Below are 15,669 nucleotides of genomic sequence, written 5' to 3'. Positions count from 1 at the left end.
AATGCCGACCATCACGCTCAGCGGAGTGGTCAAGAACTACGTCAGCGGGCATGCGGCGGTGAAGGACCTCGACCTCACCATCCCCGACGGCTCGTTCACCTGCCTGCTCGGGCCGTCCGGCTGCGGGAAGACGACCACGCTCCGCATGATCGCCGGGCTGGAGCAGCCGACCCGCGGTGAGATCACCGTGGGGGACCGGGTGCTCGACTCGGTGGAGCGCGGCGTCTACGTCCCGCCGGAGAAGCGCGACATGGGGCTGGTCTTCCAGAACTACGCGCTCTGGCCGCACCTCACGGTGCGCGGGAACACCGAGTTCGGGCTGCGGATGCGCAAGGTCCCGGCGGAGCGGCGCAGGGCCCGCGCGAAGGAGGCGCTGGAGAAGGTCCGCGTCGCCGACTGCATGGACCGCTACCCGTCGCAGCTGTCCGGCGGGCAGCAGCAGCGCGTCGCGCTCGCCCGGATGCTCGCCGTCGACCCCGACGTCCTGCTGCTGGACGAGCCGCTGTCGAACCTGGACGCGCGGCTCCGGCTGGAGATGCGCACCGAGCTGAAGCGCATCCACGACGAGACCGGCGCGACCGTCGTGTTCGTCACCCATGACCAGATGGAGGCCATGACGATGGCCACCCACATCGCCGTCATGTGCGACGGCGAGCTGCAGCAGGTCGCGCCGCCGATGGAGATGTACGAGCGGCCCGCGAACCGGTTCGTCGCCGAGTTCGTCGGCAGCCCGCCGATGAACATGGTGCCCGCCGAGCAGGCGGGGCTCGCCTCGTCGCTCCAGCGGTTCGCCGAGAAGCGCGGCGGCTTCGGCCCGGCCGGCTGCTTCGGCGTCCGCCCCGAGGCGCTGCGGCTCGCCCCGGCGGGCGGCGCGGTGCCGGACACCGCCTGGTCGGAGGACGCCGTCGTCGAGACCGTCCTGCCGACCGGCCCGAGCTGGACGGTCGGGCTGCGCGCGCACGACACCCGGATGTTCGCGATCACGCACGAGGACCCGGGCGCGGGCCCCGGCGACGCGCTGCGCTGCTGGGCGCGCCCGGAGCACCTGCACCTGTTCGGCGAGGACGGCGTCCGGACGGCCGCCTGGGACGAGGCCGTCACCCCGGTCCGCGAGGGCGCCAAGTGAGCGACGCGAACTCCGTGAACGCCGGCCCCGCGACCACCCCGGCCACCGCGGCGGAGAGGGTGCACCGGCTCTCCGGGCGGGCGATGCGCAGGCCGCGGGCGCTGCTGCTGGACTTCGGCGGCGTGCTGGTCGAGACGTCCCGCAGGCCCGGCTGGTCGGCGGCGCTCGCCAAGGAGGTGCACGCGCTGCTGTCCCGCGCCGGCTGCCACGACCTCGACGCCGCCGCCGTCGAGACCGACATCAAGGCGGGCGCCGCCGCCGACAAGTGCTGGAAGGACGCGATGTCGCGGCCCTACGCGCCGCCGGAGATGACGCACACCGGCTTCTGGGGCGACTACGTCGCCGCGGACTGGCCGGCGGCCGCGCGGCAGCTCGTCGTCGCGCACGCGACCCCGCTGTGCAAGCGGATGGGCGAGCTGCGGCAGGACCGCCGCACCCGCCCCGGCATCCCCGAGCTGCTGGACGGCGCCGCCGCGCTCGGCGTCCCCTGCGGGATCGTCAGCAACGCGCTGTCGGGGGCCGTGCACCGCGACTACACCGGGGCGACGGGCCTCGCCGGGAAGCTGGCCATCGAGGTGTACAGCGACGAGGCCGGCGTCCGGAAGCCCAACCCGGAGATGATCTGGATCGCCACGCGCGCGCTCGGCGTCGAGCCCGAGGACGCCTGGTACGTCGGCGACAACTTCGACCGGGACGTGGTGTGCGGGCACCGCGCCGGCGTCGGCGGCAACGTGCTGATGGTCGCCAAAGGCACCTACGACGTCCCGTACGAGGTCCGCTACCGGCCCGACGCCGTCGTCGACGACGGCCACGGGCTGCTGGACCTGCTCACCACCGCTGCCCAAGGAGACGCATGAACAGCAAGGGCATCGACGTGCCCGAGTCGAAGGAGCTGGCGCGGATCGCCGAGATCGCGGCGCGCGCGACCGGCGACCGGCTGCGCGGCGCGTTCCGCTCGCGTCCGGAGGTCGCGGTCAAGCGCGACTTCCACGACCCGGTCACCGAGCACGACCGGGCCGCCGAGGAGACGATCCGCGAAGTGCTCGCCGAGCACACGCCCGGCAGCGTCGTCGTCGGCGAGGAGGGCGGCACGCGCGGCGACGGCGGAGGCGGCGCCGGGGACGTCCGCTGGTACGTCGACCCGATCGACGGGACCGCGAACTTCGCCGCCGGCCTGCCGTTCTTCTGCACCTCGATCGCGGCGGTCGCGGGCGGCGAGGTCGTCGCGGGCGTCGTGTACGACCCGGTCCGCGACGACATGTTCGCGGCGTCGCTCGGCGGCGCGGCCTGCAACGGCGAGCCGATCCGCTCCGCCGGCGCCGCGCAGGACCGGACCGGCGTGATCGTCACCGGCTACCCCAACGCCCGCGAGCTGAAGCGGGCGGGCGACGCGGCGCTGCGCGACTACGCGCGGCTCGTCGAGTCGTTCGCCACCGTCCGGCGCCCGGGCAGCGCGGCGCTGTGCCTCGCGCACGTCGCGGCGGGCTGGTCGGACGCGGCGTACGGCACGTCCGTCAACGCGTGGGACGTGTCGGCCGGGCTGCTGCTGATCCGGCAGGCGGGCGGGACGTACCTGCCGCTCGGCGGGGAGCCGGGCGGGGACGACTGGGACGCGCCCGGCTACGTCGCGTGCGTCGGCGGGTTCGACCTCGCCCGGTCCGTGCTGTCGGAGATCGCCGGCCTCGCCCCGGCGGGCCGCCGGTGAGCGCCACCGGCGTGCGGACCGCCGAGTGGATCGTCACGGACCTGGACGGCACGCTCGTCGGCCGCGACCTGCGGATCGTCGAGGCGAACCTGGCGGCGCTGCGCCGCTTCACCGGCGCGGGCGGCAGCGTGGTCGTCGCGACGGGGCGCAGCGAGGAGTCCGCGCTGCCGTACTACCGGGAGCTGGGCCTCACGACCCCGGCGATCCTCTACAACGGCGCCCGGGTCGTCGACCTGAGCACGGGCGCGGTCCTGTACCGGCGGTGCCTGAGCGCGGCCGCGTGGGCGCGGCTGACCCTGCTGTTCGACGAGATGCCGGACGGGGTGCGGCCGGTGGCGTTCAGCGGCGGCCGCGCCCACGTCCGGGCCCCTGAGACGGCGCTGCCCGCCGCGCTGGCCGAGTACGCGCGGCGCGACCGCATCGCCCTCGCGCGGGTCGGCTCGTGGAGCGAGCTGCCCTTCGACGAGATCATCAAGGTGATGCTGATCTGCGACCGGCCCGGCCTGGTCGGCGCGGCGGAGACGGCCCTCGGCGGGTTCGCCGCCGACCCCGGGACCGGCGTCACCCTCGTCCGGTCGGAGGCGACGTACCTGGAGGTGCTGCCGGCGGGCGCGACCAAGGGCACCGCGCTGCGCGAGCTGGCGGCACTGCGCGGCGTGCCGATGGACCGGATCGCGGCCATCGGCGACAACCCCAACGACCTGGACATGATCCAGGCCGCCGGGCTCGGCGCGGCCGTGGGCGACGGCGATCCCGGCGTCCGCGCCGCCGCGGACGTCGTGGTCGCCGACTGCGCGGCGGGCGCCGTCGCCGACCTGGTCGCGCGGGTCATGGCGTGATCCTGACCGTCGTCGGCTGCGCGGGCACCGTCCCGGGGCCGGACGCCGCGTGCTCCTGCTACCTGCTGGAGCACGCGGGGTTCCGGCTGCTGCTGGACCTCGGCACCGGAGCGCTCGGCCCGTTGCAGCGCTACGCCGACCCGTGCGCCATCGACGCCGTCGTGATCAGCCATCCGCACCGCGACCACTACGCGGACCTCATCCCCCTCGCCTACCTGCGGGACCGGCGCGGCGCGGCGAAGCGGCTGCCCGTGACCGCGCCCGCCGGGACGGCGGCGCACGTCGTGAACCCGGCGGCGCCGCCCGCGTACGCGGGGGCGCTCGACTGGCGCACCCCGCCCGCCGGGCCGCACCCGTTCGGGCCGCTCACCGTCGTGACGGCGCCGGTCGTCCACTCGGTGCCGGGCGTGGCGGTGCGGGTCTCGGCGGGCGGCGCGTCAGCGGGCGGGGGCTCGGAGGGCGGCGTCTCTGCGGGCGGTGCGAGCCTCACCTACTCCGGCGACTCCGGCGAGTGCGACGCGCTGCTCGACCTCGCGCGGGGCACGGACGTGCTGCTGTGCGAGGCGGCGGCGTCGGTGCGGACGCCCGGCGCCGCCGAGACGCACCTGACGCCCGCCCAGGCGGCCGGGCTGGCGAGGGAGGCGGGCGCGGGACATCTCGTCCTCACGCACCTGCGGCCGTGGGCCGACCCGCTCGCCGCGCTGCGCGACGCCCGGCAGGTCTACGCCGGGCCGATCTCGCTCGCCGTGCCGGGGCTGCGCGTCATGGTGTGAGGCGCCCTGGTGTGAGCGGCCTGGTTCATGGCGTGAGCGGCCTGGTCGTGGTGCGTTCGGTCAGGACGGGAGGGACGGTGACGCGCCGTCCCTCCCCCGCCGCGCCGCCGCCACCGCCGCCGCCGCCGGCACCGCCGATCCGGTCGAGCAGCGCGGCCATGGCCAGCCGTCCCAGCTCGGCGGGCGGGGCCGCGACCGTGGTCACGCCGGCGGCGGCCGCGCCCGGGGCGTCGCCGTGCACGATCAGCGACACCTCCCCCGGCACGTCGAGCCCGGCACGGTAGAGGCCGGTCAGCGCGGCCGTCCCGGTGACATCGCCGAGCGCGAGGACGGCCGTCGGCGCCCCGGGCGAGCGCCACCGGAGATCCTCGACGGCGGTGAGCCCGGCCTCGTCCACGGCCGCCTCGAACGCCTTCTCCAGGCGCGAGCGGCCGACGCTCATGCAGGCGATGCGGCGGTGCCCGAGGTCCGCCAGACGCGTCACGGCCAGCCGCACGGCCGCCGCGTCGTCCGCGGTCACGCAGTCGACGCCGGCCGACCGCAGCGAGCGCCCCACCACCGCGACGGGGCACCCGGCGGCGGCCCGCTCGATCTCCGCCGCCGCGATCCTCGGGCCCGCGAGCAGCAGCCCGTCCAGCCGCAGGTCGAACAGCTCGCCGAGGGCGGCCCGCTCGCGCGCCGGACGCCCGCCGCCGCTCGCCAGCAGCAACCGGACGCCCCGCCGCCCCGCCTCCTCCGCCAGCCCGTCGTGGACGGAGGCGAACAGCGGGTCGTGCAGGTCGGCCGCCAGCACCCCGGCCATCCCGGTGCGCCCGGCGGCCAGGCCGCGCGCCATCACGTTCGGCCGGTAGCCCAGCTCGTCCGCCGCCTTCAGCACGGCCTCGCGGCGCTCCTTGCCGACCTTGGGCGAGCCGCGCATCACCAGCGACACCAGCGCCCGGGACACCCCGGCACGCGCAGCGACGTCTTCCAAGGTCGGATGGGACATCGACGCTCCTTCGCTCACGCTGCCCCCGATCCAACCAGCCGCCCGCCCCGCGCGTCGCCTCGCGGCGGGCCGTCGTCATGAAGGCGCTCATGACGGCGGCCCGCCGCGAGGATGGTGGAGCGGATCAGTCGCGGGGGTCCCAGGCGCCGGGGGTGACGTCCAGGTCGAGCGGGTCGACGACGTCTTTCCAGTCGACGAACTTGAAGTCGGTGTTCGTGCGGACCTCGCCGTCCGGACCCGTCTCGTCGGGGGCGTTGAAGCCGTCGTGGACGACCAGCAGGCCGTTCTTGAAGCCGCCGACGCGGGCGCTGGTCACCATCGCGCCGTCGCACTCCTCGGAGCCGTCCGCGTTCGTCCCGGGCGCGACGCGGAAGTGGCCGAGGTACTCGTTGGAGCCCTCCCGGTCGTAGACGACGAAGGTGTTGTCGCCCTGGCTGGACGCGAGCAGGTAGCCCTCGCCGTCGTCCTTGCGGTAGATGGTGAGGCCCTCGGCGTCAGGCGTGATGTGCTGGCCGCCGGCGCCCGGGTCGGGGCCGGTGACCTCGCACTCGTCGGTCTCGGCGTTGTAGGCCGCCGGGACGCCGAAGTCCTTGACCCTGTCGATGAGCTTCGGGGTGCCGCCGTCGAGCGGGATGCGCCAGATGCCGACGTCCTCCTGCGCGGCGTACAGCACGCCGTGCTCCTCGTCGGCGACCATGCCCTCGACCTGCGGGCCGCGGCCCGGGTCCTCGCACGGCGACCAGGTGCCGCCGCCCGGCAGCGCGAACGAGGACGGCAGGTCGACGTCCCGGACGTGCCGGTAGGTGATCTTGCCGGCGGTCGTCGCCGCCAGCCGGACGATCCCGACGCGCGGGGTGTGGCGGCGGCTCAGCGCGGCGTACGAGGCCCCGTCCCCGCCCTTCCACGACGCGATCCCGTACGCGGTCGCCTGGTCGTTGACCTGGTCGAGCGACGAGGAGAACACGAACGGGGCGGCGGCGTCGGTGACGTCGGTGAGCGGCGCGCCGTGCCGCAGCGCGGCGCGCGGGTCGATGGCGTAGGTGCGGACGATGTCGCGGCCCCGGTCGGACACCACGGCGAGGTCGACCTTCCGGTCGCCGAGCCGGAACCCGTAGATCAGGTCGACGTTGTTGAAGCGGCCCGGCTCGTCGCCCTCGCGCGGCGGCGCGGGCGCGGCGATCCGCTGGATCTCGTGTCCGGACGCGTCGTAGACGGCGAGCCCGGCCTGTTTGAGGGTGGCGATGACGAGGTCGCCGTCGTGGTCGCTCGGGTGGTTCCAGATCGCGGGGTCGTCGGCGTTGGCGTTGCCGCCGGCGTCGTCGTCGAACACCGCCGGGGTCTCCAGGCGGGCGTGGACCTGGGCGAGCTCGTCGTCGTCGGCGGACGCCGGGGCGGCCGACAGCGCGGCGGCGGCCAGCGCGGCGGTCACCGCGGCGGCGGCGAGGCGGGGCCGGCTGCGGAACGGTGCGAAGGGCATCGGGTTCCTCCTGATGCGCTCGTGGGGGGAATGCCCTGCACCGTAAGCGTTAGAGCGCTCTAATTCAATAGAGCGCTCTAATTGATCACAGAGGTCCTGCGCTCCCGCGCAGGCGCCGCCGGGCGCCGCCGGTCAGCGCCGGTCAGCGCCGGTCGGCGCCGGTCGGCGCCGGTCGGCGCCGGTCAGCGCCGGTCAGCGCCGGTCAGCGTTCGACGAGCGTGAGCGCGTAGGAGTAGCGGCTCGCCCGGTACACGTGGCGGCCGAACTCGATCGCGGTGCCCTTGTCGTCGTAGGCGGTCCGGGTCATGGTGAGCATCGGGACGCCGCGCCGCTCGTCCAGCAGCCGCGCCTCCTCCGCCGTGGCGCGGCGCGCGCCGATGGACTGGTTGGCGATCCGCAGGTTGACGCCGCTCGCGCGCAGCAGCTCGTAGAGACCGTGCCGGGCGAGGTCGTCGGCGGTGACGGCGAGCAGGCCCTCGGGCAGGTAGTTGGTGAGCAGCGCGAGCGGCTCGCCGCCGGTGCGCCGGGTGCGGCGCATCCGGAGCACGGGGTCGCCCGCCGCGAGGCCCAGCTCCTTGGCGACCCGGTCGTCGGCGGGTACCGTGCCGAACTCCAGCACGTCGGTGTGCGGCTCCCGGCCGGCCGCCGCCAGGTCGTCGTGCAGGCTCGTCAGCTCGACCGGGCGGCGGATCTCCGACAGGACGACCTGCGTGCCGACGCCGCGCTTGCGCACCAGCAGCCCGCGGTCCACCAGGTGCTGGATCGCCTGCCGGACGGTCGGCCGGGACAGCCCGCAGCGCTCGGCGATCTCCAGCTCGTTCTCCAGCCGGGTGCCGGGCGACAGCTCGCCGGACTGGATGGCGGCCTCGAGCTGCCGGGCCAGCTGGTAGTAGAGCGGCACGGGGCTGCCACGGTCCACGATCACGCGCGGTCGGTACACCCCGGCTCCCTCCGGCCCGGCTCCCGGCCGGGCTTCCGGCCGGGGCTTCCGTACCGGATGATACTCCGCGCTTGGCCGAACCTCCTTACCTCATAATGTCATGACAAAGCCTTGACATGGCTCGGCCGGTTTCAGCAGACTCGGCGTGGCCGGCCGCGGCGCCGGCGTCGCCTTTCACCGGGATGGAGTGCCGATGATCAAAGACCGCGTCGCGGGAGCGCCGATCTCCTGGGGGGTGTGCGAGGTGCCCGGGTGGGGGCACCAGATGGCGCCGGACCGGGTGCTGGCGGAGATGGGCGCCCTCGGCCTCGCCGCCACCGAGTTCGGCCCGGACGGCTTCCTGCCCGCCGGCGCCGCCGAGCGCGCGGACCTGCTGGCCGCGCACGGGCTCCGCCCGCTCGGCGGGTTCGCCCCGGTCGTGCTGCACGACCCGGACCGCGACCCGCTCCCCGAGATCCGGCGGACCCTGGCCGCGTTCGGTGTGGAACGTTCCAAGGCGACCGGGGCGCCCGGGGCGCCCGGCGCGGACGCTCCCGCCGCCGGCGCCGCGGAAGGCGGCCTGACGCTCGTGCTCGCCGCCGTGCACGGGCTCGACGGGTACGACGAGCGGCCCGCGCTCGACGCGGCGGGCTGGGCGGCGCTGCTGGCCAACCTCGACCGGATCGCCGCGCTCGCCGCCGAGTCCGGCGTCCGCGCCGTCCTGCACCCCCACGTGGGCACGATGGTCGAGCGCTCCGACGAGGTCCGGCGCGTCCTCGACGGCTCCGGCATCCCGCTCTGCCTGGACACCGGGCACCTGCTGATCGGCGGCGTCGACCCGGGCGAGTTGGCCGCCCGCGTCCCCGGGCGGATCGCGCACGTCCACCTCAAGGACGTCGACGCCGGGCTCGCCCGCGACGTCCAGGCCGGCCGGATCGCCTACACCGACGCCGTCCGCGCGAACATCTACCGGCCCCTCGGCGGCGGCGACATCGACATCGCCGGCATCGTCCGCTCCCTCGAAGGCGCCGGGTACGGCGGCTGGTACGTCCTCGAGCAGGACACCATCCTCGACCGCGAGCCGGACGACGGCGCCGGGCCGATCGGGGACGTGCGCGCGTGCCTGGACTTCCTCGCCGGGATCGCGGCATGACCGCTGAGCCCGCGTCCCTGGACGTCATCACGATGGGCCGCGTCGGGGTCGACCTGTACCCGCTGGAGTCGGGCGTCGGGCTCGACGAGGTCGAGCGCTTCGGCCGGTTCCTCGGCGGCAGCGCCACCAACGTCGCGGTCGCCGCGGCCCGGTACGGGCGCCGCGCCGCCGTGATCACCCGGACCGGCGCCGACCCGTTCGGCCGGTTCGTCCGCCGCGCGCTCGCCGAGTACGGGGTGGACGCCCGGTTCGTCGCGGACGTCCCCGGCCTGCCGACGCCCGTCACGTTCTGCGAGCTGTTCCCGCCGGACGACTTCCCGCTGTACTTCTACCGCTTCCCCAAGGCCCCCGACCTGGAGGTCCGCGCCGACGAGCTGGACCTCGCCGCGATCGGGTCGGCCGGGGTGCTGTGGGCGACGGTGACCGGGCTGTGCGCCGAGCCGTCCCGGACCGCGACGCTCGCCGCGCTCGGCGCCCGGCCGCGCGCCGCCCTCACCGTCCTCGACCTGGACTACCGGCCGATGTTCTGGGAGTCCGCGGCCGAGGCGTCCCGCTGGGCCGCCGAGGCCCTCGAGCACGCGACGGTCGCCGTCGGGAACCTCGCCGAGTGCGAGGTCGCCGTCGGCGAGACCGACCCGGTGCGGGCCGCCCGCGCGCTGCTCGACCGGGGCGTCCGGCTCGCCGTCGTCAAGCGGGGGCCCGACGGCGTGCTGGCGGTCGGCGCGGACGGCGAGGTCGTGGAGGCGCCGCCGGTGCCGGTCGAGGTCGTCAACGGCCTCGGCGCGGGCGACGCGTTCGGCGGCGCGCTCTGCCACGGCCTGCTGTCCGGCTGGGACCTGGCGCGGACCGTCGCGTTCGCCAACGCCGCCGGCGCGGTCGTCGCGTCGCGGCTCGCGTGCGCCGCCGCCATGCCGGAGTACGCCGAGGTGGCGGCGCTGCTGGACGGGGTGCCGGCATGAGCGTGGAGACACGCGCCGAGTCCCCGGCGCGCTCGCGGATCGCGGCGCTGACCGAGACCCGCGTGCGGCGGCCCGAGGCCATCGCCGAGGCGGCGGCCCGCCGGCCGCGGCGGACCGCCCCGGCCGGCGCCACCGGACGGCTGATGATCGTCGCCGCCGACCATCCGGCGCGCGGCGCGCTCGCCGCCGGCGGCGACCCTTTCGCGATGGCCGACCGCGGCGAGCTGCTCGACCGGCTCTGCACCGCGCTGGAACGCCCCGGCGTGGACGGCGTGCTCGCCGCCCCCGACATCGTCGAGGACCTGCTGCTCCTCGGCGTGCTCGACGGCAAGATCGTGCTCGGCTCGATGAACCGCGGCGGCCTGGCCGGCGCGTCCTTCGAGATCGACGACCGGTTCACCGCCTACAGCGCGGACGCGATCGCCGCGTCCCGGCTGGACGGCGGCAAGATGCTGCTGCGGGTGGACGACGACGACCCCGCCACCGCCGACACCCTGGAGGGCTGCGCGCAGGCGGTGTCCGCGCTCGCCGGGCACGGGCTGATGGCGATGGTCGAGCCGTTCGTCTCCCGCCGCGTCGACGGCCGCGTCCGCAACGTGCTGACGCCGGAGGCGATGATCCGGGCCGTCTCGATCGCGTCCGCGCTCGGCACCACGTCGGCGCGGACCTGGCTGAAGGTCCCGGTCGTCCCGGACATGGAACGGGTGATGGCCGCGTCGACGCTGCCCGCGCTGCTGCTCGGCGGCGAGGTCGCCGACGACCCGCGCGCCGCGCTGGACGGGTGGCGGCGGGCGCTGCGGCTCCCGACGGTGCGCGGGCTGATCGTCGGCCGGTCGCTGCTGTACCCGAAGGACGGCGACGTCGCGGGCGCGGTGGACGCCGCCGTGGACGCCCTGTGAGCGGCGGAGTGAACGGTGAGCGGTGAGCGAACGGTGAGCGGCGGAGTGAACGGTGAGGTGGGCGCTGTGAAGGAGAAGACGATGAGGTTGACGGTCGGGCAGGCGCTGGTGCGCTTCCTGGCGGCGCAGTGGTCGGAGCGCGACGGGCGGGAGCAGCGGTTCTTCCCGGGGTGCTTCGGGATCTTCGGGCACGGGAACGTCGCGGGGATCGGGCAGGCGCTGCTGGAGTACGGCGAGGAGATGCCGTACTACATGGCCCGCAACGAGCAGGCGATGGTGCACACCGCGTCGGGCTTCGCGCGGATGAGCGACCGGTTGTCGGCGCTGGCGTGCACGACCTCGATCGGGCCGGGCGCCACCAACATGGTCACGGGTGCGGCGCTGGCGACGATCAACCGGCTGCCGGTGCTGCTGCTGCCGGGGGACGTCTTCGCGACCCGTCCGGCCAACCCCGTCCTTCAAGAGTTGGAGGACGGGCGGTCCCATGACGTGTCGGTCAACGACTGCTTCAAGCCGGTGTCGAAGTACTGGGACCGCATCAACCGCCCCGAGCAGCTCCCCAGCGCCCTGATGGCGGCGATGCGCGTCCTCACCGACCCTGCGGAAACCGGTGCCGTCACCTTGGCGCTGCCCCAGGACGTCCAAGCGGAGGCGTACGACTGGCCGGAGGAGCTGTTCGCCCGGCGCGTCTGGCGCATCCCGCGGCCGCTGCCGGAGGCCCGCGACCTCGACGACGCGTGCGCGCTCCTCCAAGCGGCGGAGCGCCCGCTCATCGTGGCGGGCGGCGGCGTCATCTACTCCGGCGCCACCGACGCGCTCCACGCGTTCGCCGAACGCACCGGCATCCCCGTCGCGGAGACGCAGGCGGGCAAGGGCTCGCTGTCCTGGGACCACCCGTCCGCCGTCGGCGCGATCGGGGCCACCGGCTCCACCGCGGCCAACGCGCTCGCCCGCGACGCCGACGTGGTCGTCGGCATCGGCACCCGCTACAGCGACTTCACCACCGCGTCGCACAGCCTCTTCCAGAACCCCGGCGTCCGGTTCGTCAACATCAACGTCGCCCGCGCCGACGCGTTCAAGCTCGGCGGCGCCACCATCGTCGCCGACGCGCGCGAGGCCATCACCGCGCTGGACGCCGCCCTCGCCGGATGGACGGCTCCGGACGCCCACCGGGAGAACGCGCGGGACCTGACGGCCCGGTGGAACGCCGTCGTCGACGGCGCCTACGCGCTCGACCACGGCGACCCGCCCGCCCAGTCGCGGATCATCGGCATCGTCAACGAGGAGTCCGGCCCCCGCGACGTGGTCGTCTGCGCGGCCGGCTCCATGCCCGGCGACCTCCACCGGCTCTGGCGCACCCGCGACCCCAAGGGCTACCACGTCGAGTACGGCTACTCCTGCATGGGCTACGAGATCGCCGGCGGCCTCGGCGTGAAGATGGCCGACCCCTCGCGCGAGGTGTTCGTCATGGTCGGCGACGGCTCGTACCTGATGATGGCGCAGGAGCTCACCACCGCCGTCGCCGAGGGGATCAAGCTCGTCGTCGTCCTCGTCCAGAACCACGGCTACGCCTCCATCGGCAACCTGTCCGAGACCGTCGGCGCCGACCGGTTCGGCACCCGGCACCGCGTCCGCACCGGCACCGGGCTCGACGGCGCGCCCATCCCCGTCGACCTCGCCGCCAACGCCGCCAGCCTCGGCGCCGACGTCCTCCGCGCGACCGGCGCCGACGAGTTCCGCGCCGCGCTCCGCAAGGCCGCCGCCTCCCCCCGCACCACCGTCGTCCACGTCGAGACCGACCCGCTCGCCCCCGCCCCCGGCAGCGACGCCTGGTGGGACGTCCCCGTCGCCGAGACCTCCCGGCGCGGCGCGACGCGGGACGCCCGCGCCCGCTACGACGACGCCAAGAAGGCCCAGCGCCGCTACCTGTGAAAGGAAATCATGAGCCTGATTCAGCACCGGATCGGCGGTGTCGAGGTCGGCGGAGGCAGGACCGCCCCCGTGCACGATCCCGCGACCGGAAAGCAGGCCGGTGAGGTCGTCCTCGGCCGCGCCGCCGAGGTGGACGCCGCCGTCGGCGCCGCCGCCCGCGCCTTCGAGACCTGGCAGGACGTCTCGCAGGCCCGCCGCGCCCGCATCATGTTCGCCTTCCGCGACCTCCTCGAACGGCACGAGGACGAGATCGCCCGGCTCGTCACCGCCGAGCACGGCAAGGTCCTCGACGACGCCCGCGGCGAGATCGTCCGCGGCCGCGAGGTCGTCGAGTTCGCCTGCGGCATCCCGCAGGCCCTCAAGGGCGAGTACTCCGACCAGGTGTCCTCCGGCATCGACGCCTACTCCTTCCGGCAGCCGCTCGGCGTGTGCGCGGGCATCGTCCCGTTCAACTTCCCCGTCATGGTGCCGCTCTGGATGCACCCCATCGCGATCGCCACCGGGAACACCTTCGTCCTCAAGCCGAGCGAGCGCGTCCCGTCCGCGTCCGCCCTCATCGCCGACCTGTACGCCGAGGCCGGCCTCCCCGACGGCGTGTTCAACGTGCTGAACGGCGACCGCGAGACCGCCGACGCCCTCATCCGGCACCCCGGCGTCGCCGCCGTGTCGTTCGTCGGGTCCACGCCCGTCGCGCGGCACGTCCACGAGACCGCCACCGCCGCCGGCAAGCGCGTCCAGGCCCTCGGCGGCGCCAAGAACCACGCCGTCGTCCTCCCCGACGCCGACCTCGACCACGCCGCCGACCAGATCACCTCCGCCGCCTACGGCTCCGCCGGGCAGCGCTGCATGGCGATCTCCGTCGTCGTCGCCGTCGGCGAGGCCGCCGACCCCCTCGTCGCGCGGCTCGCCGACCGCGCCCGCGCCGTCAAGGTCGGCCCCGGCACCGACCCCGGCAGCGACATGGGCCCCCTGATCAGCGAGGACGCCCTGCGCCGCGTCACCGGCCACGTCGACGCCGCGCAGGCCGCCGGCGCCACCGTCGTCGTCGACGGCCGCGGACGCCCCGGCCCCGGCTACTTCCTCGGGCCCTGCCTGCTCGACGGCGTCGGCACCGACCTGCCCGCCTACACCGAGGAGATCTTCGGGCCGGTCCTGATCGTCCTGCGCGCCGGCGGCCTCGACGAGGCCATCGCGCTCGTCAACGCCAACCCGCACGGCAACGGCACCGCGATCTTCACCTCGTCCGGCGAGGCGGCCCGCCGCTACCAGCGCGCCGTCCACGTCGGCATGGTCGGCGTCAACGTGCCCATCCCGGTGCCGATGGCGTTCTACTCCTTCGGCGGCTGGAAGGCGTCCCTGTTCGGCGACACCCACATCCACGGCCCCGAAGGCGTCCGGTTCTACACCCGCGCCAAGGCCGTCACGTCCCGGTGGCCCGAACCGCAGACCGCGTCCGCCGCCGGCGAGATGGCCTTCCCGACCGCGACCTGACCCGCCGCGCCACCGCGCCGCCCCGGCACCTGTCCCGGCGGGTGCCAGGGCGGCCACGGGGCGGCCACCGGCGCGACCATCGGCGCGGTCATCGGCGAGGCCAGCGGGGCGGCCACCGGGCGGCCACCGGCGCGGCCACCGGCGCGGCCACCGGCGCGGCCACCGGCGCGGCCAGCGGGGCGGCCAGCGGGGACCGTCAAGCAAGGTCGACAAGCAAGGTCGACAAGCGGGGCCGTCGACCGGAACGGAGGACCAGGTAGTGACAGGCCAAGGACTCGTCCAGATCGGCGAACTCGTACTGGCCCTCGTGCTCTCCGCATGCATCGGCCTCGAAAGGGGCGTGCGCAACAAGAGCGCCGGCCTCCGCACGCACACCCTCGTCGGCGTCGGCGCCGCCCTGTTCATGCTGGTCAGCAAGTACGGCTTCCAGCACGCCCCCGGACCCGTCGCGTTCGACCCGTCCCGCGTCGCCGCCCAGATCGTCTCCGGTATCGGCTTCATCGGCGGCGGCCTCATCTTCGTCCGCCGCGACGCCGTACGCGGCCTCACCACCGCCGCCGTCGTCTGGGTGACCGCCGCCGTCGGGATGGCCGCGGGCGGCGGGCTCTGGCTCCTCGCGATCGCCGGGACCGCCGGGCACTTCCTCGTCGTCTACGGGCTGAGCCCGCTCACCCGCCGGCTGCCGCTCGACCGGTTCCGGCCCGCCGACCGGACCCGGATGCGGCTGGTCTACCGCGACGGACGCGGGGCGCTCCGCCGGGTCCTCGTCGAATGCACCCAGCGGGGCTTCGCCGTCATCGAGGCGGACGTGGAACGCGAGCACCTGCCGGACGACACCGACCTCGGCCGCGACGAACGCCGCGGGCGGGAGGAGACCGCGCACCGCCGTGGCCACTGGAACGCGGTCGTCACCCTCGTCCTCGAAGGCCCCGGCTCGATACCGGACCTCACCGCCGTCCTGAGCGAACTCCCCGACGTCGCCGCCGTCACCACAGGCGCCGACCGCGACGACGAGTAGCCCGCCGGCATCGGGGGCGATATCGCTAGCCGTTTCATCTCCAAATGACCACCGAATGAACGACCAGTCCCGTCGCTTACCGGGTGGCTATTCAAATGAATGGCAACAGGGGGTTCGGATGGCGAGGCGTGCGGATGGCCAGGGTGTTCGGATGACGGAGTGGCGGATGGTGGGGTGTCGGACGGGGGGTCGGACGGGGGGTCGGACGGGGGGGTGTTCTTGCGATATGGGGAATGGGTGTTCGGGTGGTGGGGTGGCGCTGGCGTACGGGGCCGCCCCTCCAAAGTCAAGGGCGCCTTCGGCGTCGCTTCGCGATGGACTTCGTCCACCCTTGACTTTGGAGCCTCTGCGGCCCCTGAGGCAGCGTTAGGGGCAGGCTCCGCCTGCCCC

14 protein-coding genes are annotated in these 15,669 nt (G+C 75.1%); 11 read left to right on the top strand and 3 right to left on the bottom strand.

Features of this window, described 5'->3' with window-relative positions:
* The first annotated feature begins 1 nt into the window (after position 1).
* Genes J4557_RS10625 through J4557_RS10605 form a run of 5 tightly spaced genes read left to right on the top strand, consistent with a single transcriptional unit; the run spans position 2 to position 4,443 of the window.
* Positions 2-1,126 carry an ABC transporter ATP-binding protein gene (locus J4557_RS10625; RefSeq protein ID WP_208266312.1) on the top strand — a complete coding sequence of 375 codons (1,125 nt, stop codon included), beginning with the start codon at positions 2-4 and terminating at the stop codon, positions 1,124-1,126.
* A complete protein-coding gene (locus J4557_RS10620; RefSeq protein WP_307799624.1) occupies positions 1,123-1,983 on the top strand; it encodes an HAD family hydrolase in 861 nt (286 codons plus the stop codon). The genes J4557_RS10625 and J4557_RS10620 overlap by 4 nt, the downstream gene beginning before the upstream one ends.
* Entirely contained in the window at positions 1,980-2,831 is an 852-nt protein-coding gene (locus tag J4557_RS10615; protein ID WP_243775562.1) for an inositol monophosphatase family protein, read from the top strand. Before J4557_RS10620 ends, J4557_RS10615 begins: the two co-directional genes overlap by 4 nt.
* A complete protein-coding gene (locus J4557_RS10610) occupies positions 2,828-3,670 on the top strand; it encodes a Cof-type HAD-IIB family hydrolase (protein ID WP_208266311.1) in 843 nt (280 codons plus the stop codon). Before J4557_RS10615 ends, J4557_RS10610 begins: the two co-directional genes overlap by 4 nt.
* Positions 3,667-4,443, top strand: coding sequence for an MBL fold metallo-hydrolase (locus tag J4557_RS10605; RefSeq protein WP_208266310.1), 777 nt, complete (start codon positions 3,667-3,669; stop codon positions 4,441-4,443). Before J4557_RS10610 ends, J4557_RS10605 begins: the two co-directional genes overlap by 4 nt.
* Before the next feature lie 25 nt (positions 4,444-4,468).
* Here J4557_RS10605 and J4557_RS10600 read toward each other — a convergent pair whose 3' ends face one another.
* From J4557_RS10600 to J4557_RS10590, 3 genes are all read right to left on the bottom strand, one after another.
* The gene (locus tag J4557_RS10600; RefSeq protein WP_208266309.1) at positions 4,469-5,431 is read right to left on the bottom strand and encodes a LacI family DNA-binding transcriptional regulator; all 963 of its coding nucleotides are present in this window, start codon (positions 5,429-5,431) and stop codon (positions 4,469-4,471) included.
* Between the two features lie 124 nt (positions 5,432-5,555).
* The gene (locus J4557_RS10595; protein WP_208266308.1) at positions 5,556-6,908 is read right to left on the bottom strand and encodes a phytase; all 1,353 of its coding nucleotides are present in this window, start codon (positions 6,906-6,908) and stop codon (positions 5,556-5,558) included.
* Positions 6,909-7,110: 202 nt separating this feature from the next.
* The gene (locus tag J4557_RS10590) at positions 7,111-7,833 is read right to left on the bottom strand and encodes a GntR family transcriptional regulator (protein WP_208266307.1); all 723 of its coding nucleotides are present in this window, start codon (positions 7,831-7,833) and stop codon (positions 7,111-7,113) included.
* Between the two features lie 208 nt (positions 7,834-8,041).
* Between J4557_RS10590 and J4557_RS10585 the strand changes: the two genes are divergently transcribed.
* From J4557_RS10585 to J4557_RS10560, 6 genes are all read left to right on the top strand, one after another.
* A complete protein-coding gene (locus tag J4557_RS10585; protein ID WP_208266306.1) occupies positions 8,042-8,980 on the top strand; it encodes a TIM barrel protein in 939 nt (312 codons plus the stop codon).
* A complete protein-coding gene (gene iolC / locus J4557_RS10580; protein WP_208266305.1) occupies positions 8,977-9,939 on the top strand; it encodes a 5-dehydro-2-deoxygluconokinase in 963 nt (320 codons plus the stop codon). The genes J4557_RS10585 and iolC overlap by 4 nt, the downstream gene beginning before the upstream one ends.
* Positions 9,936-10,838 carry a Cgl0159 family (beta/alpha)8-fold protein gene (locus J4557_RS10575; RefSeq protein ID WP_208266304.1) on the top strand — a complete coding sequence of 301 codons (903 nt, stop codon included), beginning with the start codon at positions 9,936-9,938 and terminating at the stop codon, positions 10,836-10,838. The genes iolC and J4557_RS10575 overlap by 4 nt, the downstream gene beginning before the upstream one ends.
* An 81-nt stretch (positions 10,839-10,919) precedes the next feature.
* Positions 10,920-12,770: a 3D-(3,5/4)-trihydroxycyclohexane-1,2-dione acylhydrolase (decyclizing) gene (iolD, locus tag J4557_RS10570; RefSeq protein WP_208266303.1), complete on the top strand. Its 1,851-nt coding sequence runs from the start codon at positions 10,920-10,922 to the stop codon at positions 12,768-12,770.
* A gap of 9 nt (positions 12,771-12,779) precedes the next feature.
* Complete coding sequence (locus J4557_RS10565) at positions 12,780-14,261, top strand: CoA-acylating methylmalonate-semialdehyde dehydrogenase (protein WP_208266302.1); 1,482 nt, start codon at positions 12,780-12,782, stop codon at positions 14,259-14,261.
* 259 nt (positions 14,262-14,520) lie between these two features.
* Positions 14,521-15,279, top strand: coding sequence for an MgtC/SapB family protein (locus J4557_RS10560; protein ID WP_208266301.1), 759 nt, complete (start codon positions 14,521-14,523; stop codon positions 15,277-15,279).
* Positions 15,280-15,669 lie beyond the last annotated feature (390 nt).

The sequence above is a fragment of the Actinomadura nitritigenes genome (genome assembly GCF_017573545.1).
Classification (GTDB): domain Bacteria; phylum Actinomycetota; class Actinomycetes; order Streptosporangiales; family Streptosporangiaceae; genus Spirillospora; species Spirillospora nitritigenes.
The sequence above is the reverse complement of the archived record's forward strand: the minus strand, read 5'-3'. Positions and strand labels throughout refer to the sequence as shown.

Coding starts and splice junctions, on each gene's coding strand:
- J4557_RS10625 (WP_208266312.1), top strand. CDS start 2: ATGCCGACCATCACGCTCAGCGGAGTGGTCAAGAACTACGTCAGCGGG.
- J4557_RS10615 (WP_243775562.1), top strand. CDS start 1,980: ATGAACAGCAAGGGCATCGACGTGCCCGAGTCGAAGGAGCTGGCGCGG.
- J4557_RS10600 (WP_208266309.1), bottom strand. CDS start 5,431: ATGTCCCATCCGACCTTGGAAGACGTCGCTGCGCGTGCCGGGGTGTCC.
- J4557_RS10595 (WP_208266308.1), bottom strand. CDS start 6,908: ATGCCCTTCGCACCGTTCCGCAGCCGGCCCCGCCTCGCCGCCGCCGCG.
- J4557_RS10585 (WP_208266306.1), top strand. CDS start 8,042: ATGATCAAAGACCGCGTCGCGGGAGCGCCGATCTCCTGGGGGGTGTGC.
- iolC (WP_208266305.1), top strand. CDS start 8,977: ATGACCGCTGAGCCCGCGTCCCTGGACGTCATCACGATGGGCCGCGTC.
- J4557_RS10575 (WP_208266304.1), top strand. CDS start 9,936: ATGAGCGTGGAGACACGCGCCGAGTCCCCGGCGCGCTCGCGGATCGCG.
- iolD (WP_208266303.1), top strand. CDS start 10,920: ATGAGGTTGACGGTCGGGCAGGCGCTGGTGCGCTTCCTGGCGGCGCAG.
- J4557_RS10565 (WP_208266302.1), top strand. CDS start 12,780: ATGAGCCTGATTCAGCACCGGATCGGCGGTGTCGAGGTCGGCGGAGGC.